Genomic DNA, 22,848 nt, shown 5'->3' with positions numbered 1-22,848 from the left:
AAAAGAAACTATTTTTTATTTAGTTATTGACATATGTCGGAAACATGCCTAGTGTATAGATAGTTACTGACATATGTCAATAACAAACTTAGTACAAGGAGGCACACTATGCCAAGAAAAGATGGAACAGGTCCTGCTGGAGTCGGTCCGATGACAGGAAGAGGAATGGGTAGTTGCACCAATTACTCTGGAATTGGGTATGGAATGGGAAGACGCTTAGGCAGAGGATGCGGTCGGGGAAATGGGCCCTACGCAGCTGCGGCCTCCCCTGTTACCCTCGCAGAGAGAAAACAATTGCTTAAGGAAGAGCTGAAACGTGTTGATTCACTGCTTGGGCAGTCGGAGAAGGTATGAGTAGACCCCGTAAATGGCGAAGTGTGTGTTCACTTCCCCCAAATTCCAAGTTCGGACCACTTGGGTCACCTCTGGAGGAAGAACAACCAGTAATCATGACCGTAGATGAATATGAGACCATCCGACTCATCGACCACGAGGGAATGACGCAACAAGAATGTTCCGAACAGATGGAGGTAGCCAGAACCACCGTACAGGGGATGTATGACAGTGCAAGGAAAAAACTGGCAGCTTCCTTGGTGGATGGAAAACCATTGCTTATTGAAGGAGGCGAGTATCACCTCCACGACCATAGCGGACAAGGCCTAGGCAGATGCGGACGAGGTTGCCGATGGCGTCAGAGAATGAATAACCCAGAAGGAGAAGATCAAATATGATTGTAGCAGTACCGGCAGAAGAACAGAAATTGGATAGTCCACTATGTGTCTCATTTGGCAGAGCGCCCTATTATTGTGTGTTCGATACAGAAACCCAAAAAAGTATTTTCATCGTGAATGAGGCAGCACAAAGCCCCGGTGGAGCCGGCATACAAGCCGCCCAGGACTTGGTAGACGCCAATATCACCACCCTCATCACCTTCCGTTTGGGAGAGAACGCTGCAAAAGTGCTTACTACAGCCGGCGTTTCCCTGCTTAAGGCTCTGAACCTCAGTATCGCCGACAACATCAATGCAGTCCTTGGAAACAAGCTTGTAGCATTGGATGCAATCCATCCTGGATTTCATCATGCCCACTGATCGTACCATTGCCGTACTCAGCGGCAAGGGAGGCACCGGCAAAACGCTGGTCAGTGTCAACCTTGCCTTTGTTGCACAGCATACTACCTACATCGATTGCGATGTGGAAGAACCGAATGGACATCTATTTCTCAAACCCTCATATGTGCAGGAAGAAGTGGTTACCGTGGGAAAACCGGTAGTAGACCAAACCTTGTGCGATGGATGCAAAATCTGCAGCAAAGCCTGCGCCTTCAATGCCTTGGCCGTAATCGGGGGACAACTTTTGATATTCGAGGAGATTTGCCACAGCTGCGGCCTTTGCATGCACATCTGTCCACGCAAAGCTTTAACTGAGGTACAGAAACCACTGGGCATTGTACGCAAAGGAAAAAGCGGCTCCATCGCGTTTCTTTCTGCTGAAATGCGTATTGGAGAAAGCTCGGCTGTTCCCCTCATCAAGGCCCTGATGAAAAACAAGCACAGCGGCCTTACCATAATCGACAGCCCTCCGGGTAGCGGATGTCTGGTGACAGAGGCTATCACCCATGCTGATTTCTGTCTTCTGGTAGCCGAGCCCACCATTTTCGGGGCACACAACCTTGCCATGGTCCATGAACTGGCAACGCTCTTGGGCAAACCCTGTGCAGTACTGCTGAACAAAACACAGCAAGGGGCAAATCCATCGGAAACGTATGCAAAATCTCACGATTTGAAAATTCTGGGATCCTTGCCCTACGATCAAGAGTTGGCACATCGTACCAGTGAAGGCTTGGTGGCAAGCGAGCAAAGTGAGAAGTATCACCAGTATTTCTCCCAGTTGTTGCAGGAGGTTGAAGATGCATCAAATCCTCATTCTCAGCGGTAAGGGGGGCACTGGTAAAACTACCGTTGCCAGTACCTTTATCGCCCTCTCACAGGCCAAGGCTTATGCAGACTGCGATGTCGATGCACCAAACCTTCATCTGGTCATGGGTAGTTTTGAGAAAGAACAAAAATCCGACTATTTCGGGCTTCCCAAAGCGGTAATTGACAGCTCGCTGTGTATTGCCTGCAACCGATGTTTTGAAGTGTGCCGCTTTGATGCGGTCATACCCGGTCCGACGTACCGGATCGACCTGATCACTTGTGAAGGGTGTACCTACTGCCTGCATGTGTGTCCTGTCGGGGCGATTCATACACAACCAATGAAGGTAGGTGATCTGAAGCTGTACGAACGGGGTGAAGAGCACTTCTCAACCGCCACCCTTACTATGGGTAGCGGTACAACCGGAAAATTGGTAAGCGAGGTAAAGAAACAACTGAAAAGTTGTACAGAGGAAACGGAGGTCGCAATTCTTGATGGGAGTCCGGGGATCGGTTGCCCGGTCATTGCTTCGCTGAGCGGAGTCGACTTGGCGCTCATGGTAGCAGAGCCCTCGGTCAGTGCGTTCTCCGATCTGAAACGCGTCATCACAAGCGCAAGGCAGCTGCAAGTCCCGGTTGCAGTGGTTGTGAATAAATTCGACATGAATCCAACAATCACCGGAGAAATCGAGGTATTCTGTTTCAAGGAAAGAATTCCCTTCCTGGGAAAGATTCCCTATGACAGCCAGGTTATAGCATCATTGAACAAAGGTGAGAATCTGGCCTGTCTGAACACTCCGGCATCAAATGCAATCAAACGAATCTATGATAAGACTCTCCAAGTATGGAAGGAGCGGGTACAGCAATGAAGATAACAACCTTGGTGGAAAATACTACCAACTGCAGCAATCTCGGATTTGAGCATGGCTTAAGTCTCTTCATCGAAACAGAAAGCAAGGCCATTCTCTTTGACAGCGGGGCAAGCGACTTGTTGCTGGACAATGCCCAAGCGTTGGGAATTGACTTGGCGAAAGCTGACTTGGCCGTACTCTCTCATGGGCATTATGACCATAGCGGAGGTCTTGCTAGCTTCTTTGAAAAGAACAACCATGCTCCACTCTACGTCCGTAAGGAAGCCTTCGGTCCTTTCTATAGTGAACGCAACGTCGGTGACTATCACTATATCGGAGTCGATAAGTCTCTTCTGGGTAGCAACCGACTTGTATTCACCTCGGCGTTCACCCCCATCTGTCCCAACCACACCCTGTTTTCCAGAGTGGATGGTACGGACTGTGTTCCTTCAGGCAACAGCAGCCTGTACAGGAAGGAAGGAGACACCTACGTAGTCGATGGTTTTAGTCATGAGCAATACCTTGCCATCCAGGAAGGCGATGTCAGACTGCTTGTAAGCGGCTGCTCGCATCGTGGCATCCTCAATATCATGAAGGCATACTACGACCACTGGGGTTTCTACCCCACCCACGTCATCGGAGGCTTCCATCTCTACAACCACCGAACCGGGGAGCCGGAAAAACCTGAGGTTCTTGAACACATCGCCTCCACCCTGCTTGCAAGCAAGGCAACCTTCTATACCTGTCACTGCACAGGAGAGGATAACTTTCTCGCTCTTGAGCGCTCGATGGGGGATAAGGTACGGTATTTGGCCGGTGGGTCTATCCTGAGTTTGTAACAAAATTTCCTAGATTTTTACTAAGTGAAGGAGTCAATAATGTTGAAAGTAGCAGTAGCAAGTGAGAACAAAATGGTGTGTGGCCACTTCGGTCATTGTGAGACGTTTGAGGTCTTCGATACCGAAAACGGGAAAATCCTTACCAACAAGAGCATTCCCAATCCAGGGCATCGCCCGGGATTCCTTCCCAATTTCCTTCATGAGTTGGGAGTGAATACCATCATCAGCGGTGGCATGGGCGGTGGTGCCGTGGATATCTTCAATGAGCACAACATCGAGGTAATCCTCGGTGCCCAAGGTAGCAGTGAAGAAGCGGTAAAGGCCTATCTTGCAGGCGCTCTCACCAGTACCAGCAGTATTTGCCATGAGCATTCCCACCACGATGAATGCGGTGAGTAAGTAACCCATGGTTCTATAGATGTCCCAGTTTCTGCTGGGGCAATTTTTTTATCTGACCTCATTTTTCTATGAACACTTTTGTTGCCGTTTGCTATGCATACCCTCAAATGACGATCCTATTTTCAGGTTTCTCTGTAATGCTCCCATATTTTTTGCATTGGGTTGCCTAACTGACAACTTATATATTACTATTAGGTTGTCTTAATCTTGCACAGAAAACAGACATCACCGACATACGAGGAGCAATAATTAATGATTGAATTTAGGAATGTGACCAAACGATACGGGTCAAATATCATTCTCCAGGACTTGAGCTTTACCATAAAAACAGGCGAGTTCGTCGTCCTGATAGGTCCCAGCGGATGCGGTAAAACCACTACCCTGCGCACGATCAACCGGCTGATTGAACCCAAAACCGGCACAGTCTTCATCGACGGCAAGGATGTAACCAAACAAAACGCCGTCGAACTACGCCGCCAGATCGGCTACGTAATCCAGCAAATCGGCTTGTTTCCCAATATGACCGTAAGCCAGAACATCAGCGTAGTTCCCAAGCTGCTGGGTTACTCAAAGCAGGAGTGCGATACTATCGTACGCGATCTTCTTGCACTGGTTGATATGCCCTATGAAGAGAACGCACAGAAATATCCATCGGAACTTTCAGGCGGACAGCAACAGAGGATCGGGGTGCTCAGGGCTCTGGCAGCCTCCCCACCGATTGTCTTGATGGACGAACCCTTCGGAGCTTTGGACCCGGTCACCCGCGACTCGCTCCAGGAAGAAGTAAAAAGAATCCAGAAGAAACTGAAAAAGACCATTGTCTTTGTCACCCATGACATGGATGAAGCCCTTCGGCTTGCCGATACCATCATTTTCATGGACAAGGGCAAGATTTTGCAGATGGCAAGTCCCGAAGAGATGCTTCAGCATCCTGCAAGTGCAGGTATCAAGAGCTTCATGGGCAAGCATATGGACAATGATGTCCCTGCCGCTCCTTTGCTTGCAGAGGACTTCATGAAGAAGAAGGTCTATAAAGTCTATAAAAGTACCAAGACTCTTGAATCCATTGAAATGATGAGCAAGCGTGATATCAATAGCTTGGTTGTCATCGATGACGATGAGACCTATCTCGGAACAGTTTCCATCGAGGATATCAAGGCTCGCGGAAAGGCCGGCCGCTCGATTGCGGAGCTGATCAACACCGATATCATGACTGTCGGGCGCAAGGACGATGCGAAGGAAGCACTGGACAAGCTACTCTCCTCCTCTTCCAACTATGTGGTCGTGCTGAACGACAAGCGCACTGTTGCCGGAATCATTACCAGAACCAGTACGGCAAAGGCGATGGGCGAAGCACTGTGGGGAGACTTGTCTGCATGAGATTGATAACCTTCTTTTCAAAAAACTCAGAAGCTATGATAGCCAGCCTTGGCCAGCACATTGCTTTGGTCCTCATCTCGGTGGGCCTGGGAATGGTGATTGCCATACCCTTGGGGATCCTGCTTACCAGACACAAGAAAGCAGCTCCAACAGTCCTCGCCCTCGCAGGAACCGTACAAACCATACCGGGGCTGGTCATGTTGGGCTTTGCCTTGATATTCATGGGCATCGGAACCCTGCCGGCTTTGGCAGTGCTCACCATCTACTCAATTCTGCCCATCCTCAGGAATACCTATACCGGTATCACCGAAGTGCTTCCCTCGTACAAGGATGCGGCAAAGGGAATCGGGATGACCAAGAGCCAAGTGCTCTTCAAGGTCGAACTTCCCCTCGCCCTTCCTACAATTGTCAGCGGAATCCGCATTTCAGCAGTCTACATCGTCAGCTGGGCGACGCTGGCCGGTATGATCGGAGCGGGCGGGCTGGGAGACTGGATCTGGACAGGTCTGGCTACCTACAACACTGACTATATCTTAGCCGGTGCCATTCCTTCTGCAATCCTGGCTTTTGCCTTCAGTGCCCTCATCGGCTTTTTGCAGAAGCTTATCACCCCGCGGGCTTTGAGGAGGAACGCATGAATGAACTAATGCATGCAATTGCAGAGCATCTGAGTATAGTAGCCGTAGCGATGGTGTTTGCAACCATCATCGGTATCGCACTGGGAGTCCTCTCCTATTGGAAACGAAAACTGGGAAGTTTCATCATCAGCCTTGCCGAGATTATCCAGACCATCCCATCGCTGGCTTTACTGGCCCTCCTGATGATCATTTTCGGTCTGGGAGATCTCACCATGGGGGTAGCTCTGGTGCTGTATGCACTGCTTCCCATCATCCGCAACACCTACACATCCCTGACCCAATTGCCACCCTATATCATCGATGCAGCACGGGGCATGGGTATGAGCAGGGCCCAGCGATTGGTGAAGGTGGAAATACCGCTTTCCATCCCCATGATCTTCGGAGGCATAAAAGTTGCTTTGGTCAATTCACTGTCCATCGCAGTAATGGGAGTCCTCATTGGAAGCGGGGGGTTGGGATACATAATCTACCGAGGTATCCAGCAACGCAACATGGAAAGGATTCTGCTCGGTGCAATTCCGGTGGTCGTCATAGCCCTCATTTTCGATTGGGGCATGGGAAAAGCAGAAAAACGACTTCAAAAACACACACGTTAAGGAGAATTGAGATATATGCACAGAAAAAGAACCAGAATCACCCTAGTACTGACCTTGGCCTTGGCCGCAATCCTGTTTTTTACCAGTTGCGCCAAGGACGATACCATCACCATCGGATCGAAGGACTTTGGCGAGAACATCGTCATTGCAGAAATGCTTTCCCAGTTGATAGAAGCACACACACCCCTGAAGGTAAACCGCAAGCTCAACCTCGGCGGTACGTTCGTCAACTTCAACGCAATCAAGAATGGCCAAATCGACATCTACCCGGAGTATACCGGTACCGGTTTGACCGCCCACCTGAAAATGGACGTGGTCAACGATCCCGAGCAATCCTATAGCATTGTAAGCGAGGAGTTTCTCAAGCAATGGGATATCGTATGGCTAGAACCCTTTGGTTTTAACAACACCTATACCTTGGCGGTCACCCCAGAGGTCTATGAGCAGTACAAAGTCGAAACCTACAGTGACCTGATACCGTATGCCGGTGAACTGGTATTCGGTGCAGAACATGAATTCTTCGATCGTCAGGACGGTTTTGATGGCTTGGTCGAAGTATACGGCCTCCAGTTCAAGGGCGAACCAATGAAGCTCAATGCGTCGCTGAAGTACCAGGCCATCGGGCGGGGCGACATGGATGTCACGGATGCCTTTGCAACCGATGGTCCGATCAAGCAGTACAATCTGAAAATTCTTGAGGATGACCTTGGATTCTTCCCTCCCTACCATGCAGCACCCATTGTGCGCAAGGAGGTTCTGGATAAGCATCCTGAGCTGAAAACTGTATTGAACATGCTCGGCGGTAAGCTCGACGATGCAACGATGACTGATCTCAACTACCTTGTCGATGTGGAAGGGGAATCTGTGGAGAACGTTGCAACTGAGTTCCTGAAATCGATGAACCTTATATAATGATTCTGCAACATATGCCGGGACAGGGGGCGATGCTCTCTGTCCCTTTTCTTCTACACGAGCTGGATTTGGCCATCCTGAAGGCTGTACGAGACAAAAGAAAGGCCTACTTGCTCGGCAAGGGCAAACGTTTTGTCTTGGTCCGCCCGAATTTCCACAGGTTTATGGGCATCACTGTTGGTGACCACCTTCAGCGGATATTCGCCTGCAAGCTGCCAGAACGGAAGCAGTGGATAGGCATAGCGCTCACCCTCTGCCGTCTTGACCTTGCGCTTGCGTAGTCCGTTCGCGTTGATCTCCAGAGCAACCCCTTCTGAGACGGCACATTCGATAATGGCCTTCGAACAAGCTTTCGCTTCTTCGTCCCACGTATGATAATTATAGGCAAATACATCGGGGTGTGCGCCAAAGAGGAAAAGTCCCGATTGTAAAGCCTTGCAATACAGGTCGGTGTACAGGCCGAGATCTTCCTTGGTAAGGGTGTTCCAGAAAACCGAGTACTCACGATTACTATCAAAACTGAGGTCGTGAATGGCACAAATAAGGTAATCGACGTTCTCTTTCAGCTCTTTGTAATAACTCTGATACTGAGGAAGGTAATCACATTCGTAGGCTGTGAAAACAGCTAGCTTTTCCTGCTGTTGCACCTGTCGAATGTCCTCTTCGTACTGGGACATCTGCTCATAGCTCATCCGCGTTCTGGCCCAACGGGAGTCAGGTACGGGACAGTGTTCGGTAAAGCCCACCACCTCAAGGCCTTGTTCTATGGCTGCTTGGGCATATTCACTGACTTGACCGGTACCGTGTCCGCAATAAAAGCTATGGGTATGGAGGTTAACCACCTCCTGGGAATAGGTTTGTATGTTCATGGTTCTTGGAGAGCAAGTATCGGTGATTAAGCTCATTTATGCAACACCTGAAAGCTCTGCCTCACAAGGAAAAAAAATTTGCCAATTTTTGGTTTTGTCCCGCCAAGTGATTGACCTACTGACAGAAATACCTAATTATGGGGCTGAAATCAGAGGAGAATCCGATGCACTGCACCAGCTGTTCTCAATCTATTAATCTCCTTTATATCCCAGCCTAGAATTCTCTATTGGGCCTTGCTTTGCGGGGCTTCACAATCTATCACCGATCCAGGGAATGGCGTATGTTGACCTGGACGGGCAGACATCACCATAGTACAGGAGGTTTAGCCATGAGCAAACCTACCACCAAGCACCTCATCCTCGCTTTTGCCCTGGTTGTCCTGGGCAGTCTTCTCTTCCTCGGTTGCTCCAAAGCATCAGAGAAAAATACCACCGGTAGTAAGAAACTGTATGTGTATAACTGGTCCTACTATACTCCCGACTCGGTAATCGAATCCTTCGAGAAAGAGTATGGGGTGGACGTGGTTCTGGACTATTTTGCCTCCAATGAAGAGATGTTCGCCAAATTGATGGCCAGCGGCGAAGCCGGCTACGACATTATTTTCCCCTCCGGCGACTACGTTTCAATCATGAAGAACCTGAACATGCTGGAAAAACTGGACACTTCCAAAATGCCCAACCTGCAGTACATCACCGACTTTGCCCTCTCCAAGGCCTATTACGACCCGAAGATGGAATATTCGGTCCCCTACTACCTTGGGGCAACCGGTATTGCCGTCAACACCAAAATGGTGAAGGACTATGAGAAGACATGGAATATCTTCGCCGATACCCGGCTAGCCGGCCGCATGGTCATGATGGACGACATGCGTGAAGTTCTCGGCGATGCTTTGGCCTACCTCGGCTACTCGGTCAATACCACCAACGCTGCCGAGCTGGAAAAAGCGAGAAAGCTGGTCAACGACAAGTGGAAGCCGAATTTGGTCAAGTTCGATGCCGAAGGATTTGCAAAGTCCTTCGCCTCGGGCGAGTATTGGGTTTCCCATGGGTATGCCGAGGCAATCTTCGAGGAGATTCCCGAAACTCAGTGGGCCGATATCGACTTTTTCCTCCCCATCGACGGCGGTCCGATGTATTTCGACTCCATGTGCATTCCCAAGGGTGCAAGAAACTACGACCTCGCTCTGGAGTTCATCAACTACATCCACAAGCCGGAAAATTATGCCCAGCTTCTGGACCGTTTCCACTTCCCCGCCTCGGTCAATACGGAAGCTGAGAAGTATCGTACCACCAAGCCGTTCTACACTGTCGATATGCTGCAGAACTACGAGTTGAAGGATGACCTGGGTCCATACCTTGAGATGTACAACAAGGCCTGGGAGACGATCCGTTACGTCAATTGACCTGAACTTGCGTTAGAGAGTACAGTCATGGGTAAGCGGAGGTCTGTATGCAAAGCTTCACCCATGACACCTATCTTTCCCCCTTTACCTGGCGCTATGGCAGCCAGCAGATGCGAACCATTTTCAGCGAAGAGCACAAGCGAAAACTGCTCAGACGCATTTGGGTTGCCTTGGCCAAAGCACAGCTTGAGGCGAAGCTGGTATCACAAGAGCAGCTTGATGAACTGATATCCAACCAAGAAAATATCGACATCGACCGTGCCACTGAGATCGAAGCAGAAATCCGCCACGACCTGATGGCTGAGATCAAGACGTATGCCGAACAATGCCCCAAAGCCGGGGCGATCATTCACCTCGGGGCTACCAGCATGGACATTCTGGACAATATGGATGCCATGCGCCTTAAAGAAGCCCTTGCTATTGTCATCACCCAAACCAAGACATTGCTTGAAGCATTCATTACCCAGATGGAAACCTATGCGGCTCAGCCCTGCATGGCATTCACCCATATCCAGCCTGCAGAACCCACCACAGTGGGCTATCGCTTCGCCCAGACGGCCCAGGACCTCAAGGAAGACCTTCAGGACCTGATGCAGGTCCATGCTTCAATCAGGGGCAAAGGGATGAAGGGGGCGGTGGGTACCAGTGCCAGCTATACTGAGTTGCTCAAAGGTACCAAGCTTTCAGCCAGCCAGCTCGAAGAGATGGTGATGCAGGACCTCGGACTTCATGCCTATACGGCTGCAACCCAGGTCTATACCCGCAAACAAGACCTCAGAGTCGGCCAAGCTCTCTCTTCCCTGTGTGCAACCCTCTATAAGTTTTTCATCGACTTCAGGCTGCTTCAAAGCCCCCCGATCGGCGAGTGGAGCGAGCCCTTCGGCTCCAAGCAGGTAGGGTCTTCCGCCATGCCGTTCAAACGCAATCCAATCAACAGTGAAAAGATCGACAGCCTCTGTCGTTTTGTAGAAGCACAGGAGGGCGTACTGTGGCAGAATGCCGCATCGACCCTGCTCGAACGGACGCTCGACGACAGTGCTAACCGCCGTCTGGTACTGCCCGATATCTTCTTGTCAGTTGATGAAATTCTGAACACTGCTACAAAGGTGGTGAAGGGCATGCAGATCCACCTTGCGGGCATCCAGCGCAACCTGGCTTCCTATGGCATATTCGCCGCAAGCGAACGGCTTTTGATGGAGCTGGGAAAGAACGGTGCAGACCGCCAGGAAATGCACGAACTCATCCGCACTCACAGCCTCATGGCTTGGGCTGAAGTGCAAACAGGCAAGGCAAACACGCTCATGCAAATGCTCAGCGAGGACAAGCAGATCCGCTCCTACCTTTCCAAAGAAGCAATTATTGCACTGCTCGACGCAACTTTGTACACCGGTGACAGTGAAGAGCGAACGCATAGGGTGGTTGCTGAAATCAGGGAAGTGCTCAGCCGATGACGATAAGCCCGGCAAAAATCAGATAGTAGATGGCCATTCTCACATAACGAATCAGACTGGAGAGCAGGACGTGGTGGACTTTCAGTTTAACAATGCCTGCAACCGTACAGATGGTGGAGAATGGCAACGGGGTAAGGCCGCTGATTACAATCGCCCAAATTCCATATTTGGTGATGATCTGCTCGGTGTGGGTTCCCGACTGCTTGAGCACCCAACGCTTGAAGATGGGAATGAGACCCACCAGCCGACCGAAGAGGTAGGCACAGAAGGCTCCGGCCACCGAGGCCGTTCCCATCACCACGATAGCCAAGAGAGGGTGCCACCCCATGACAAAAGGCCACATCAGATCGACCGACAAGGGCAGCACAAAGAGGTCTACGATAAATACGTAGAGTGCTACTCCCATGACACCGAAGTCGGCAATAAATTGCTGTACCACGGCATTCTGGTCCCATCCAAGCCTTCTATAGAATTGGAACCCGATGAAGTAGAGGCTGAAGATGAAGAGCATGAGTACCAAGGTACGCTTGAACAGCTTCTTGGTATCGAGGGACCCATCACCTCTCAGGTAGGTCTCCTTGGCAAAGAGTGCTTTCACCCGTTCCTTGACGGTCATTTGAGCAAAGCTCCAAAGGCAGCAAAGAAGGTGTCGCAGTCGGCTTTGGCGGATCCTTGGTAAAGAGGGGCTTTTCCTCCCCCCTTCCCTTGGATTGCTGCCAGCAATGCAGGTTTCTTTGCTGGGAAGTCAAGCAAGCCTGTAGCTTTTCCTTGCAGGCCGACGAGCCATGACAGCTGTCCATCAGATTCCTTGGCTGCACAGAGTACCAGCTCATCATATTCGGTAAACGCTTGGGGGACATCCTTCATTTCAATTTCCTGAGGAATCTTCCAATAGACAACCGGAACCGAGGCAACCAGTTCGGCTTCCGCTACAAGAGAAGCAAGCGAAAGTTTGGCCAGAAGCTGTTGGGCTTTTCTCAGTTCACTCTTAAGCTGGACAGCTGATGAGACTACTGCTTTTGCAGCATCCACCAAGTCCTGAAGCGGGGCGGAGAAGAGTACTCCAAGTTCAGCGGCCACGTTCTCAACCTTGCGGATTTCTTCCTTGGCTAGAGCACCTACGGTGAAGATGAGGCGGATATGCCCACGAATTTTCTCCTGCCCTGCATAATGAAAGAACTCAATTTCAGATGTGTTGCCGACATGAAGACCTCCGCAGGCTACTGTATCGACTTGTTCGACGACAACCAGGCGAACACCATCGCCCTCTACCTTTATCGACCGCCTGAGTCCCAGGGTTTGTGCCGAGCTCTGGGTATGTACTTCGTAGTGCACCGGATGGTTTTGGCGGACTACATCGTTCACCAAGTCCTCCAACTGATAACAGAGGGAAGGCTCTATCGCTACAGCATCGGTTTCAATGGTGAGAATGCGCTCGCCTTGGTGTACGCTTACAGTCTGGATGCTAAAATGGGTGAACAAGAGGCCGCTGGCAACATGCTGGGCTGTATGCATCTGCATATAGTGGTAACGATGGTTCCAGTCCAGCACAATTCCCACCTGGGCCCCAACAACAAACGAGTGTTCTGCAACATGGTGGTAGATGGTATGGTCATCGTCCTTGGTAGTGTTCAATAACGTTACCCCTGAAATGGTACCAATATCACCACTCTGCCCGCCCCCTTCGGGATAACAGATGGTGGAATCGAGAACGAGCGCCCCATCGACGATGTCGACGATGGTTGCTGCATGGGTTTTTTGATACGGTTGTTTATAGTAAAGCGGATATGAATGCATGCGTTTCCTTCCAAATCATTTGTGCATGGTCAGGTAGTCATCCACCGGTAGGGCGGTATCGGCTACGGGCAGGTGGAACCGGTATTTGATCGCAATCAGGCGAATGATGAATACTGTGCCGCTGGCAATCAGGAACTTAGAGAATATGCCCAAGCCAGTCATTTCAAGAATCAGGTATACAATGCCTCCAATCAATGAGGCGGTGGCATAAAAGTCACTGGTCAAAACAGAGGGCACCGAGCGGCTCATGATGTCCCTTACCACACCCCCGCCTACGGCAGAGAATACTCCGCAGAGCACCTGCCCTACCGGACCGATGCCATACATAGCACCCTTTGCCACACCCAAGGCTGTGAAGACACCCAAGCCCAGAGAATCGGCGAAGAGAATCACCCGCCATTTTCCGACAAACTTGGGGGCAAGAAAGAATACAGCGAGGCCTGTTCCTACACAAATAAGAATATAGGCACTATCGGTCAGAGCGGCAACCGGAGTTGCTCCGAGCAACATATCGCGAAACATGCCGCCTCCACAGCCGACGGTACAGGCAAACACCACCACACCCAGGATGTCGAGTTTGCATCGCACTCCTTTTACAGCGCCGGTGATGGCGAAGATAAAGGTACCAAACAGGTCGAAGAGATAGATGATGGTCAGTTCAAGTTCCATGGCTCGAGACTATCACCAAACCAAGACTTGTCCAAGACACAGAACTGTACTATCTTTGCTATGTAATGAGGAGTTAGGTATGGCAATCATAAAATCTGCATGGGAACTTGCTCTGGAAAAGACAGAAAAACTCCAGGTGGACCCGATAAAGATCAAACGGGACCTAAAGGTCAAGGAAGGCAGACAGTCGGCAGGCTCGTTCCTCAGCGATATGGATGCAACAAAGGAAGCAATTAAGCAGCAGTACGACGCAGTACCTGCTGAAGAAAAAGAAGCGTTCAAGGAAGGGATGACGCTTACCATGCTCTCCAACCTTGCACTTCCCAGGAATGCTGCCTTCAAGGATGCTTTTACCAAGGTTCTCGACCTTGGTCTCATTCTCGGAGAAGGAAATGATCAGGTTGTACAGTTGCTTGGACAACTTGAGGGTTTTTTCACCCAGTATCTTGAGAACCAGGAAGACTTGGTGGAACGTATGAAACAGCAGTTTGCTCCTGCCTTGCAACAGAAGGAAGCACAGCTACGCAAGCAGTATGGTCCCAACTTCACCCTCAGGCCCGAACAGGACCCTGAGTTCATGAAGCTGTTGGACAAACAACTTTCTCAGCTCGATGAGCAATATACGAATATTCTCACCCAGGCCAAGGCCCAGATCAAGGAGATGCTCGGCATCGCCTAAGAGAGAGCTGCCAGCTAGAGGAACCTGCCATGTCGGCAGGTTCTTTTTTTCTCCTGATGGGAGAAGTTCAGTTCACTTTGCTCACCGCTCTCCTGTCAGAAGCGGTGCAATACTTCGTTCATGTCTCTTGTCACAGCAAAGGATATGCCACAAGCACAAAGGATGCCGTATGTGCGAATGCCTGCAAATTCAGCGTATTGTCTCTGTCACAAGTGGACAATCGCGATTGCTAAACCGGTTAAAACTTGTGCTATGTTAGATGTTATTGGTAGATGTTATAGGTCACTTCTTTGTACATATGACATTCGCTAATTTCTTTTATTATAATAAATTATAGTATTTCGTGTATTGACTTCTTCTCACATATTCCATATTCTTCAAGTACAACAACGACAAGAAGGAGAGAGCATATGAAGAAGTTAGCAACCATCGCACTTACCATCATCCTCATGGCATTGCTCTCTTCCTCTCTCTTCGCCGCCGGCATGAACGACACCGTGACTCTCAAGCTCCATGCATACATCCCGGAGAGGACTACCTTCAGCGCCGACGAGTTCGGCTTTACGGTCGCCTCCAATGCCTACAACTTCACCTACTCGGTCGCCGAGCAGGGAATGGACAGGACCTTGTTCGTGGTTGCCAATTGAATTGCTTCTAGATAGCGCGTCCGGACAGACAAGCTTGCAAATAATCAGAAGCCAGTGTTGCGGGAAACATCACTGGCTTCTCTTTTTGTTTATAAAAACTTCCAGATTATTTAAAGGCTAGATTTCTTTCGGTTCCGATGGAGTGGGCAGCAGCAACTGCATGAAAACCAGACTTCTGAACAAGCCGAACTTATACCCCACTTCCTTGACAACCCCGCAATGCTCAAAGCCGGCCTTCTCATGGAGGTGGATGGAAGCTATGTTGGATGAGTCTATGGCAGCAATTATGGTGTGATACTGCTGTTCAATAGCTTTCTTGATGAGCAGGGACAGGATTATCTGTCCAAGGCCCTTACCTCGATAGTCCTTATGCACATATACCGAATGTTCAATGGTATAGTGGTAAGCCGGGCGGGTGCGAAAAGGCCCGTAGGTCCCAAAGGCCAAAAGCTTGTCATTGTCATCGACCAAGCCGATGACCGGATACCCACCCTGCTCTTTTGCATCGAACCAGGAGAGCATGGACTCTTGGGGACGCTTGACATACTCATACATGGCAGTGGTAGTCAAAATTGCATCGTTGTAGATGGCAAGAATTTGGTCAGCATAGGATCTCGTACATTCGATACAGTGCATTTGGGCCTTCGTTGCCTTCCATCCTAGACAATAATGAGGAAGGCAGGCAAGAACCTATCACCTAAAATGAGAGAAAGCCGCCCTGTTACCAGGACGGCCTCCAACGCTAGACACACGGGAACGATGCGTTACTTCCAGTACTTCTCCATCCGCTTCACCAGGGAGACTCTGTAGGCTTCCCAGTCGGTGATGGGCTTCTCTGCAAGACCTTCCTCGCAGGCCGCCTTGGCAACAGCCACTGCTTCCCATTCAATGACACGGGGATCGAACGGCTTGGGAACGATGTAGTTGCGACCAAAGCTGAACTTCTGACCGTTGTAAGCCTTCTCAACAGAAGCAGGAACCGGCTCTTTTGCAAGAGCAGCAAGTGCCTTTGCAGCTGCCATCTTCATTCCTTCGCTGATGATGACCGAACGTACGTCCAGAGCACCGCGGAAAATGAAGGGGAAGCCAAGCACGTTGTTGATCTGGTTCGGATAGTCACTTCTTCCGGTTGCCATAATCAGATCGCTGCGAATGGACATGGCCAACTCGTAGTCGATCTCAGGATTAGGGTTGGACATGGCAAAGACCACCGGGTCCTTGGCCATGGAAAGCAGCATATCAGGCGTTACACAGTCGGCAACAGAGAGGCCCATGAATACATCGGCGCCCACCATGGCATCAGAGAGCGTACGGGCACTCCCGGCGGTGGCAAACTCCTGCTTCTCAGCTGTCATACCGGCGGTTCTGCCCTGGTAGACAACACCCTTGCTGTCAAGCATGGTGATGTGCTCCCGCTTCACACCGGCTGCAACAAACATCTTCGCACAGCTGATACCGGCGGCTCCTGCACCGTTGACCACAACCTTGATGTCCTCAAGCTTCTTGCCCAGGATCTCGCAGCTGTTCATCAAACCTGCGGTTGCAATAATGGCGGTTCCGTGCTGGTCGTCATGGAAAATGGGGATATTGCACTGTTTGATCAGCTCCTGCTCAATCTTGAAGCACTCAGGTCCCTTGATATCCTCGAGGTTCACACCACCGAAGGTAGGAGTCATGGCCTTGACCATTGCAATAACTTTATCAGGATCTTTCTCGTCCAGCTCAATATCGAACACGTCGATGTCGGCAAATCTCTTGAACAGAACACCCTTGCCTTCCATAACCGGCTTGCTGGCCAAAGCTCCACGGTCGCCAAGACCGAGGATGGCCGTCCCGTTGGAAATGACAGCAACGAGATTGCCCTTGGAGGTATACTTGTAGGCATCCTCGGGATTGGCTTCTATAGCCAGAACAGGCTTTGCAACACCGGGAGTATAGGCCAGGCCCAGGTCGGCTGCAGTCTGGCAGGGCTTGGAGGGAACCACCGAGACTTTACCCGGTACTCCGTCCATCATGTGGTAATCAAGCGCGCGCTTGGTCAAATCGTCTTGCATTTTCACTAGTTCTCCTTTTCCTTATTTCTTCTCAAAATCCCACGAGTAATTCATCTTGAAACGGTCGCGCAGGGTTACCATGACCTTCTGCAGTGAAGGAGGAACCGGGCAGCCATGCTCCTTGCGGAACTGGTAGGAAAGATACTCTTTCTCACCGGCAGTGAAGATATAGTCCTCACCCGGAGCCAGCTTGCTCGCACGCAGCTCGCGGCAAATGGAACCTGCAATACGCTTGAAGGTATCCAGTCCCATGAAATGCTCGGGGTCGATCGCTATGAAGAAGTGCCCAAGTGGATACGGAATGGCCTTATGCTCATCATCAAAGCCGTTGAGGGCTTTCATCCAAGCACCGTCCTGCAATGCAGCAGAGAGAATCTCAACTACGGTAGCGTAACCAAAGCCCTTGTAGCCACCGGTAACCTCACCGATTCCACCGAGGGGGGTAAGAGCAGCCTTGCCGGTCGTCAGGTCCTCAAGCACCTGCTGCGTATCGGTTCTGGTCTTTCCCTCATGGTCGAGCACCCAGCCTGCAGGAAGGGCCTTTCCAGCTCTTCCATACACTTCAATCTTGCCTCTCTGCGTCACGCTGGTTGCACAGTCGAGGACGAAGGGGAATTCCTCGTCGGTAGGAAGGCCGAAGGTTAAGGGGTTGGTACCAAGCATGTTCTCCACACCGTTGGTAGGGGCGATGGAGGGACGTGCATTGGTTCCGGTAATGCCAAGCATACCGGCCTTGGTTGCCATGGTGGCAAAGTAACCTGCAATGCCGTAATGATTGGAGTTGCGTACCACAACCATGCCCAAGCCATACTTTTTAGCCTTCTCAATAGCCATTTCCATAGCCTTGTAGCCGGCGACATGGCCCATACCATTGTGTGCATCGAGGACAGCGGTTGCATCCTTGTCCTTGATCACCTCAATTTCGGTGACAGGGTTCATGATGCCCATATCGATGCGGTCGATGTAAATCGGCTTCAGGCGCCCGATACCATGGCTGTCGATGCCCCGTTTGTCGCTCTCGATCAGAACATCACCGATAATTTTTGCATCGGGGGCGGGAACGCCTGCATGAATCAAAGCCTCTTCCATGAACTTTTCCAGTTCCTCGAAGCCGACCCAAGCGCAATCCTTATAATGCTCGGCATACTCATCCATATACTTCATTCGGTACTCCTCCTACACCTATGTAGTTGCTATTTGTATTGTAAGACCCTCAGGGATCTCCATTTGCTTGACTATCTCACCGCCCTTTTCATCGGTGACCAACACATCGACCTGATCAAGACCAACAGTCTTGAAGTTTGAAACCACCCCTATCTTGTTCGATGCCGCCACCACGATCACCGTCCCTACGGTATGTTCGATCATGGCACGGGTGGTCTCGGCCTCCTCCAGAATGGGGGTGGTGAGACCTGCAGAGGGAGAGAATCCATCGACGCCGATGATCGCTTTGTTGGCATATATCTGACTTACCAGAATTGAAGAAAGAGAACCGGAGACGGAGTGACTTCGGCTGCGGTATACACCGCCTGCAAGAATGAGTCGGATGTGTTCGCTTTCCTTGCACAGCCAAATTGCATCGATGTTGTTGGTAACTATGGTCACTTTCTTCTGCAGTGCGGCTACCGAGCGGATAACCTCGAACGTGGTGGAACCGCTGTTGATGTACAGCGTGTCCCCTTCCTCAATCATCTGTGCTACAGCTTGTCCGATGGACTCTTTTTCCTTGGGCAATTCTGATGCTTTCTGCAGGTAATCGGGTTCAACCGGGAGGTTTCTTCTTGCCGTCGCTCCACCGTGCGTACGTTCAACCAACCCTTTCTTCTCCAGCTGGTCGAGGTCGCGGCGGATGGTGAGTTCGCTCACTCCCAGTTCGTCTGCCAGCTGACTGACCGTAACCGTACCTTCAGTCTTGATCAGGTTGAGAATGTATTGCTGTCTGCTGGCAGGAATGGTTGACATGAATACTTCCTTGAATGTTTTTGTACTTTTAAAGCGTTACAATGCCATAATACAATCAAAAACATTCAGATGTCAACAATAAACGTCCAACTAACAGATGAAAAACGTTCAAGAATGTTCAATATATGGTGTAGGAAGGAAATCCATACTGAACAATTGAAGAAAAGGAGAAACCGACATAGGGGACGACATTCCCCGTCCACCCTCTTAGATACTCCCCATCCACGATATGCAGGAGCGAAACATCAGCAAAAATGCCCAAAACAAGTGCCATATCAAGGGAACCAGCACTGGAAAACCTAAAACGTGAGCCCACGTCCAAGCCAACCCCAAGTTGCATTTCCTCACTGCCACCGGGAACCTGATTCTCGATATCGGTAAAGGAAGGCCCAAAGGAAATATAGCCCTCCACTCCCCCGGCCAGGACTGAGCGGTAAGCCGGCCCAAGAAAAAAGGCCATGCGCGTGATCGAATTCGAGAAGGTGGTGGACACCTTGGTTACAAAGCCCGAGCCATGGAAGGGGCTGAACAAGAAGTACGAGATATCCAGGCCTAAAGAAGTATCTACAGGCAAGGCACTGCCGTAGTGATAATCGGCGGTAAAACTGGTACTCAACCATCGCTCATTGCCAAAAGCACACAAAGGCGCCAGAAAAATGATACCTAAACAAAGAACGACAAGTATTCGCTTGATCATAGAAACTCCTTGTGAAAATCCTACAGATTCCCCCTTGATTATCAAAAAGAAAACTGGTATGGTCAACAATGCCTAATGCATGGTGCCATACCCAAGCGGTAAGGGAAAGGTCTGCAAAACCTTGATGCATCGGTTCGAATCCGATTGGCACCTTTTATAAGAGCCGCTGAATAATCAGCGGCTCTTATCATACTATAGCGACTGTGCAGATTTACCGTGCGTCAGGCTTCAGGGAAAGAGCATTCCAGCATCCATTCTTCTTCATACTCATACCCGTTTTCTCTGCGTATATTGCATTCCTCTGCCCCTTACCAAACAATCATAGATCTCATTAATCAACAAGTATCAAAATAATTCAAAAATCCTTCTGCTATGTTCGTTTGCGTACAGACCCAATTTTCCCCCAGGATTATACTCAAAATACGGGATACTAATTCCTTGGCAGAACTGCCAAGAAAAAAAAATCCCCGTTAGTTATGTAAAACGCAAACTGGACCTTCCGAGTTTATCTCGGGATACAAAAACTTTGGAGAAAGAACCTATGGGCATTTCAAAAATACTCGGAATCATCTTGTTTTTCGGAGGACTGGCGCTTGTGGTTGGTGGAATATTTGCCACCCGTTCATTGGGCGACTCAGTTCGCACCTTCTTAGGAATGGGCTTAACAAAAGACACTCTGTGGTATTTTATTGGTGGGGCGGCAGCCGTTGTAACCAGTCTGATACTTCTGATGGGTGGACGATCCTAAATCCGAAATGCAGAATTGCAATTCGATAGGAGGATCACCATGCAAATGAAAAAAAATCTATGCATAAGCCTTCTGTTGCTGACGACGGTTTTTCTTTCTGCACTCGATTTTCCTTCAGGTCAAGTATCAGATGCCGGCAATGCAACGATCAGCGGTGCAAACGGCTACATTGTCATTCCCAGCGCCGAAACGGCTTGGAGTGGAAGAAGAACATCCATCACAACCGGATACTCTGGAATCTTTACCGGTACCTATGCTCATGTGCCCTACATCCAAATGGGATTTGCCAGCAATCTGGAAATGAGCCTGGCTGTGGATATTTCAAATGAGGTCGATGTACTGTTGGGTGGGAAGTGGAGAATCGCTCGGGGGCAGAATAGTTCCTTGACATTCGGTGTGGTTGGACAACTATTAAATGCAACAACTACCACAAACTTGGCTGCCCAACTCTATTTGGCTTCAACCTTCAACAGTTCGTTCATCGAGTGGCCTTCAAAAACCACCCTTCTGATCGGCTACACCTTTGACGGTCCTTTGACAAGCAACATCGATTTTGGAATGGGGTATCAGATGCCCTTCCTACCGAAAGCACTCAATCGAAAAATCGATTTCCTGATTGATTTCGGAAACGCTTCGTACAGCGCATCCCCAAGCGGTGGCAATGCAAAATCCCGAGGAATGCTCAATATGGGATTGAGACTACGGCCAGTCCAATTCTTACAAGCAATCTATATATCTGTCGATCTACGATTGCTGGATATATTCGATGCCCAGGGAAGGGCCGTTAGTGCAAGCGTAGCAATATCATACCTAGCACAATAAAACCTCTATGTATACGGTATTACTCACACTGCATTCCAGGTGAGATAAGAAATGCAAATTTAAAATAGATAAAAAAGCGGGGGCTCCAAAGAGTCCCTGTTTTTTTGCCTGAGTGCAGGAATCTATATTATCGGATAGAAGAATCAGAAGGAGGACTTAAAATATCCTCACCTCTCAACCAACGATCCAGGGCGTCTTTACTGAAACGCCAGTTTCTCCCCACCTTCTGGCAGGGGATTTTTCCTTTGCGTGCGAGCACATAAATTGTTGATTCTGCAATCTTAAGATAGGCAGAACATTCCTGCAAGGTTAATACTTCATCTTTTATTGGCAACATACAAATAGTATCAGCTATGTTCAGCAAACAATCAACTAGTAACTGATAAATACTGTAAAATATTAAAATTTGTTAAATATATACAAATATTGTTGTTAATTATCTTTTACTAATTTTTTTTGATATATATTAATTTTATTTATTAGTTATTGATAGTTATTGATTGACATTCATATACTTATGCACTACAGTTGTAGTTGAGAAGGAATCTTCAGAGCATGAAGCTTCTTCCCAGAGTTTCTGATACCTAACCCATATACGGGAACACCCTCAGAAGCCGGCATACGTTTTCCAACAGTTTTGTTTCCAAGGCAAAGGTCCTTGCAGCCAATACTCTGGCACAAATTTCATCAGGAACACAGCATCATCAGCACCCTACTGTAGTGACAACTTCATCGAAAGCCCAATGTATACCATTGACTGGATGAACTTGCATTGCGCAGTATCGCCTGCCCCAAGAAAAAGGTAGGAGCAGAATACGTTTCTAGCAGCAGATGACCTGAGTCCAAGCCTACTGAGTCTTCCAAAATCTATAGCAAACAACTATATGGCGGTTAATCGATCTGGATGCTTCCAGAAAGATATTAATATCCCCGGAGGGATACTATGCATAAAAAGGTACTCGTTCTCATTCTCGCATTAATGGTTGTTTTTGCTGGATTTCTCAGTGCAGAAGAACTAACAGAAGAAGACACTGCAAGTAAGTTTGATATTGGTGTTGTCATGAACTATGCCTATGACGATCTTCAGGAACAGGATTTTGAGGAGTATGTACCTACACTTCGATTCCAATTGAATGTGAAACCTTGGTTGGGATTCTCCCTTACCGGTTATTCCAGAGGTCAGGAGTATCTCTCAGTAGTAGCAGAAGTAGTGCTGCGCGCTCCCCTGGGCTTGATCGAACCTTATGTTGCAACAGGGCCTGGCTATCTCTTAGCCCTAACCGACGATTCTTCAGTAAGCGGGACGAGCAACTTCGCCTACAACTTTCGTGCAGGCTTCGATATCAACATCACCGATTGGTTCTCAGTCGGACCTGGAATCACCCTTCTGATTCCGGATGTCGATGAGTTCTTCAGCAATATATCCACGTTGGACAAGGAATATCTGAAAGAAACCTGTCTCATTGGAATAGGTGCCAAATTACGATTTTAACATAAGCAGAAAACTGACTATACCAAGT

General features: G+C 49.4%; 29 protein-coding genes and 1 tRNA gene. 20 read left to right on the top strand and 10 right to left on the bottom strand.

All coding sequences use genetic code 11. The features are described 5' to 3' along the window. Nucleotides 1-108: 108 nt before the first annotated feature. The 11 genes from SPIBUDDY_RS03280 (at nucleotide 109) to SPIBUDDY_RS03230 (ending at nucleotide 7,530) form a co-directional block, all read left to right on the top strand. Nucleotides 109-354, top strand: coding sequence for a DUF5320 domain-containing protein (locus SPIBUDDY_RS03280; RefSeq protein ID WP_013606335.1), 246 nt, complete (start codon nucleotides 109-111; stop codon nucleotides 352-354). Further along, a complete protein-coding gene (locus SPIBUDDY_RS03275) occupies nucleotides 351-731 on the top strand; it encodes a DUF134 domain-containing protein (protein ID WP_013606334.1) in 381 nt (126 codons plus the stop codon). The genes SPIBUDDY_RS03280 and SPIBUDDY_RS03275 overlap by 4 nt, the downstream gene beginning before the upstream one ends. Next, nucleotides 728-1,090, top strand: coding sequence for a NifB/NifX family molybdenum-iron cluster-binding protein (locus tag SPIBUDDY_RS03270; RefSeq protein ID WP_013606333.1), 363 nt, complete (start codon nucleotides 728-730; stop codon nucleotides 1,088-1,090). Before SPIBUDDY_RS03275 ends, SPIBUDDY_RS03270 begins: the two co-directional genes overlap by 4 nt. Then, complete coding sequence (locus tag SPIBUDDY_RS03265) at nucleotides 1,080-1,937, top strand: nucleotide-binding protein (protein WP_041380545.1); 858 nt, start codon at nucleotides 1,080-1,082, stop codon at nucleotides 1,935-1,937. Before SPIBUDDY_RS03270 ends, SPIBUDDY_RS03265 begins: the two co-directional genes overlap by 11 nt. Next, entirely contained in the window at nucleotides 1,909-2,784 is an 876-nt protein-coding gene (locus SPIBUDDY_RS03260; protein WP_013606331.1) for an ATP-binding protein, read from the top strand. The genes SPIBUDDY_RS03265 and SPIBUDDY_RS03260 overlap by 29 nt, the downstream gene beginning before the upstream one ends. Then, on the top strand, nucleotides 2,781-3,605 hold the full coding sequence (locus tag SPIBUDDY_RS03255) for an MBL fold metallo-hydrolase (protein WP_013606330.1): 825 nt from the start codon (nucleotides 2,781-2,783) through the stop codon (nucleotides 3,603-3,605). Before SPIBUDDY_RS03260 ends, SPIBUDDY_RS03255 begins: the two co-directional genes overlap by 4 nt. 39 nt (nucleotides 3,606-3,644) lie before the next feature. Then, entirely contained in the window at nucleotides 3,645-4,004 is a 360-nt protein-coding gene (locus SPIBUDDY_RS03250; protein ID WP_013606329.1) for a NifB/NifX family molybdenum-iron cluster-binding protein, read from the top strand. A gap of 252 nt (nucleotides 4,005-4,256) precedes the next feature. After that, nucleotides 4,257-5,384, top strand: a complete 1,128-nt coding sequence (locus SPIBUDDY_RS03245; protein ID WP_013606328.1) for an ABC transporter ATP-binding protein — start codon at nucleotides 4,257-4,259, stop codon at nucleotides 5,382-5,384. Then, nucleotides 5,381-6,022 (top strand): ABC transporter permease, encoded by a 642-nt coding sequence (locus SPIBUDDY_RS03240; RefSeq protein ID WP_013606327.1) that lies wholly within the window; start codon nucleotides 5,381-5,383, stop codon nucleotides 6,020-6,022. The genes SPIBUDDY_RS03245 and SPIBUDDY_RS03240 overlap by 4 nt, the downstream gene beginning before the upstream one ends. Next, nucleotides 6,019-6,618, top strand: a complete 600-nt coding sequence (locus tag SPIBUDDY_RS03235) for an ABC transporter permease (protein WP_013606326.1) — start codon at nucleotides 6,019-6,021, stop codon at nucleotides 6,616-6,618. The genes SPIBUDDY_RS03240 and SPIBUDDY_RS03235 overlap by 4 nt, the downstream gene beginning before the upstream one ends. A gap of 15 nt (nucleotides 6,619-6,633) precedes the next feature. Beyond that, nucleotides 6,634-7,530 (top strand): glycine betaine ABC transporter substrate-binding protein, encoded by an 897-nt coding sequence (locus tag SPIBUDDY_RS03230; RefSeq protein WP_013606325.1) that lies wholly within the window; start codon nucleotides 6,634-6,636, stop codon nucleotides 7,528-7,530. A gap of 53 nt (nucleotides 7,531-7,583) precedes the next feature. Here SPIBUDDY_RS03230 and SPIBUDDY_RS03225 read toward each other — a convergent pair whose 3' ends face one another. Further along, nucleotides 7,584-8,399 carry a histidinol-phosphatase gene (locus SPIBUDDY_RS03225; RefSeq protein ID WP_155816042.1) on the bottom strand — a complete coding sequence of 272 codons (816 nt, stop codon included), beginning with the start codon at nucleotides 8,397-8,399 and terminating at the stop codon, nucleotides 7,584-7,586. Here SPIBUDDY_RS03225 and SPIBUDDY_RS16135 point away from each other — a divergent pair. The 3 genes from SPIBUDDY_RS16135 to purB all read left to right on the top strand — a co-directional run bounded on the left by SPIBUDDY_RS16135 (nucleotide 8,392) and on the right by purB (nucleotide 11,253). Further along, on the top strand, nucleotides 8,392-8,595 hold the full coding sequence (locus tag SPIBUDDY_RS16135) for a hypothetical protein (RefSeq protein WP_155816041.1): 204 nt from the start codon (nucleotides 8,392-8,394) through the stop codon (nucleotides 8,593-8,595). The genes SPIBUDDY_RS03225 and SPIBUDDY_RS16135 overlap by 8 nt on opposite strands. Nucleotides 8,596-8,728: 133 nt before the next feature. Beyond that, the gene (locus SPIBUDDY_RS03220; protein WP_013606323.1) at nucleotides 8,729-9,802 is read left to right on the top strand and encodes an extracellular solute-binding protein; all 1,074 of its coding nucleotides are present in this window, start codon (nucleotides 8,729-8,731) and stop codon (nucleotides 9,800-9,802) included. A 47-nt stretch (nucleotides 9,803-9,849) separates the two neighbouring features. After that, nucleotides 9,850-11,253: an adenylosuccinate lyase gene (purB, locus tag SPIBUDDY_RS03215; protein WP_013606322.1), complete on the top strand. Its 1,404-nt coding sequence runs from the start codon at nucleotides 9,850-9,852 to the stop codon at nucleotides 11,251-11,253. On the opposite strand, the gene SPIBUDDY_RS03210 is transcribed toward purB, so the two are convergent. The 3 genes from SPIBUDDY_RS03210 to SPIBUDDY_RS03200 are packed head-to-tail and all read right to left on the bottom strand — an operon-like array spanning nucleotide 11,243 to nucleotide 13,719. Beyond that, on the bottom strand, nucleotides 11,243-11,869 hold the full coding sequence (locus SPIBUDDY_RS03210; RefSeq protein WP_013606321.1) for a YqaA family protein: 627 nt from the start codon (nucleotides 11,867-11,869) through the stop codon (nucleotides 11,243-11,245). The two genes, purB and SPIBUDDY_RS03210, sit on opposite strands and share 11 nt — an antisense overlap. Continuing rightward, entirely contained in the window at nucleotides 11,866-13,050 is a 1,185-nt protein-coding gene (locus SPIBUDDY_RS03205) for an alanyl-tRNA editing protein (RefSeq protein WP_013606320.1), read from the bottom strand. Before SPIBUDDY_RS03205 ends, SPIBUDDY_RS03210 begins: the two co-directional genes overlap by 4 nt. Before the next feature lie 15 nt (nucleotides 13,051-13,065). Further along, the gene (locus tag SPIBUDDY_RS03200) at nucleotides 13,066-13,719 is read right to left on the bottom strand and encodes a trimeric intracellular cation channel family protein (protein WP_013606319.1); all 654 of its coding nucleotides are present in this window, start codon (nucleotides 13,717-13,719) and stop codon (nucleotides 13,066-13,068) included. A 79-nt stretch (nucleotides 13,720-13,798) separates the two neighbouring features. Between SPIBUDDY_RS03200 and SPIBUDDY_RS03195 the strand changes: the two genes are divergently transcribed. Both SPIBUDDY_RS03195 and SPIBUDDY_RS03185 read left to right on the top strand, forming a co-directional pair. Next, nucleotides 13,799-14,398: a DUF6657 family protein gene (locus SPIBUDDY_RS03195; protein WP_013606318.1), complete on the top strand. Its 600-nt coding sequence runs from the start codon at nucleotides 13,799-13,801 to the stop codon at nucleotides 14,396-14,398. Between the two features lie 410 nt (nucleotides 14,399-14,808). Next, nucleotides 14,809-15,045 carry a hypothetical protein gene (locus tag SPIBUDDY_RS03185; protein ID WP_013606316.1) on the top strand — a complete coding sequence of 79 codons (237 nt, stop codon included), beginning with the start codon at nucleotides 14,809-14,811 and terminating at the stop codon, nucleotides 15,043-15,045. A gap of 117 nt (nucleotides 15,046-15,162) precedes the next feature. Here the strand turns inward: SPIBUDDY_RS03185 and SPIBUDDY_RS03180 are convergent, their stop codons facing one another. The 5 genes from SPIBUDDY_RS03180 to SPIBUDDY_RS03160 all read right to left on the bottom strand — a co-directional run bounded on the left by SPIBUDDY_RS03180 (nucleotide 15,163) and on the right by SPIBUDDY_RS03160 (nucleotide 19,758). Continuing rightward, entirely contained in the window at nucleotides 15,163-15,681 is a 519-nt protein-coding gene (locus SPIBUDDY_RS03180; RefSeq protein WP_013606315.1) for a GNAT family N-acetyltransferase, read from the bottom strand. Nucleotides 15,682-15,809: 128 nt separating this feature from the next. After that, nucleotides 15,810-17,099, bottom strand: a complete 1,290-nt coding sequence (locus tag SPIBUDDY_RS03175; protein WP_041380542.1) for a malic enzyme-like NAD(P)-binding protein — start codon at nucleotides 17,097-17,099, stop codon at nucleotides 15,810-15,812. A gap of 21 nt (nucleotides 17,100-17,120) precedes the next feature. Continuing rightward, nucleotides 17,121-18,263, bottom strand: a complete 1,143-nt coding sequence (locus SPIBUDDY_RS03170; protein ID WP_013606313.1) for an Ldh family oxidoreductase — start codon at nucleotides 18,261-18,263, stop codon at nucleotides 17,121-17,123. Nucleotides 18,264-18,281: 18 nt separating this feature from the next. Then, nucleotides 18,282-19,061: a DeoR/GlpR family DNA-binding transcription regulator gene (locus SPIBUDDY_RS03165; RefSeq protein ID WP_013606312.1), complete on the bottom strand. Its 780-nt coding sequence runs from the start codon at nucleotides 19,059-19,061 to the stop codon at nucleotides 18,282-18,284. Nucleotides 19,062-19,179: 118 nt separating this feature from the next. Beyond that, entirely contained in the window at nucleotides 19,180-19,758 is a 579-nt protein-coding gene (locus SPIBUDDY_RS03160; RefSeq protein ID WP_013606311.1) for a hypothetical protein, read from the bottom strand. Nucleotides 19,759-19,839: 81 nt separating this feature from the next. Here SPIBUDDY_RS03160 and SPIBUDDY_RS03155 point away from each other — a divergent pair. The 3 genes from SPIBUDDY_RS03155 (at nucleotide 19,840) to SPIBUDDY_RS03145 (ending at nucleotide 21,328) form a co-directional block, all read left to right on the top strand. Then, nucleotides 19,840-19,911 (top strand) — tRNA-Cys (locus tag SPIBUDDY_RS03155). A 388-nt stretch (nucleotides 19,912-20,299) separates the two neighbouring features. After that, the gene (locus SPIBUDDY_RS03150; protein WP_013606310.1) at nucleotides 20,300-20,506 is read left to right on the top strand and encodes a DUF3185 family protein; all 207 of its coding nucleotides are present in this window, start codon (nucleotides 20,300-20,302) and stop codon (nucleotides 20,504-20,506) included. 39 nt (nucleotides 20,507-20,545) lie between these two features. Beyond that, a complete protein-coding gene (locus tag SPIBUDDY_RS03145; protein WP_013606309.1) occupies nucleotides 20,546-21,328 on the top strand; it encodes a hypothetical protein in 783 nt (260 codons plus the stop codon). Nucleotides 21,329-21,455: 127 nt separating this feature from the next. Here the strand turns inward: SPIBUDDY_RS03145 and SPIBUDDY_RS15985 are convergent, their stop codons facing one another. Then, a complete protein-coding gene (locus SPIBUDDY_RS15985) occupies nucleotides 21,456-21,665 on the bottom strand; it encodes a helix-turn-helix domain-containing protein (protein ID WP_013606308.1) in 210 nt (69 codons plus the stop codon). Between the two features lie 606 nt (nucleotides 21,666-22,271). Here SPIBUDDY_RS15985 and SPIBUDDY_RS03140 point away from each other — a divergent pair. Then, entirely contained in the window at nucleotides 22,272-22,820 is a 549-nt protein-coding gene (locus SPIBUDDY_RS03140) for a hypothetical protein (RefSeq protein ID WP_013606307.1), read from the top strand. The last annotated feature ends 28 nt before the right edge of the window (nucleotides 22,821-22,848 follow it).

Origin of the sequence: Sphaerochaeta globosa str. Buddy (assembly GCF_000190435.1) — a bacterium.
Lineage (GTDB): Bacteria > Spirochaetota > Spirochaetia > Sphaerochaetales > Sphaerochaetaceae > Sphaerochaeta > Sphaerochaeta globosa.
This window is presented reverse-complemented; position numbering and strand designations above follow the sequence as displayed.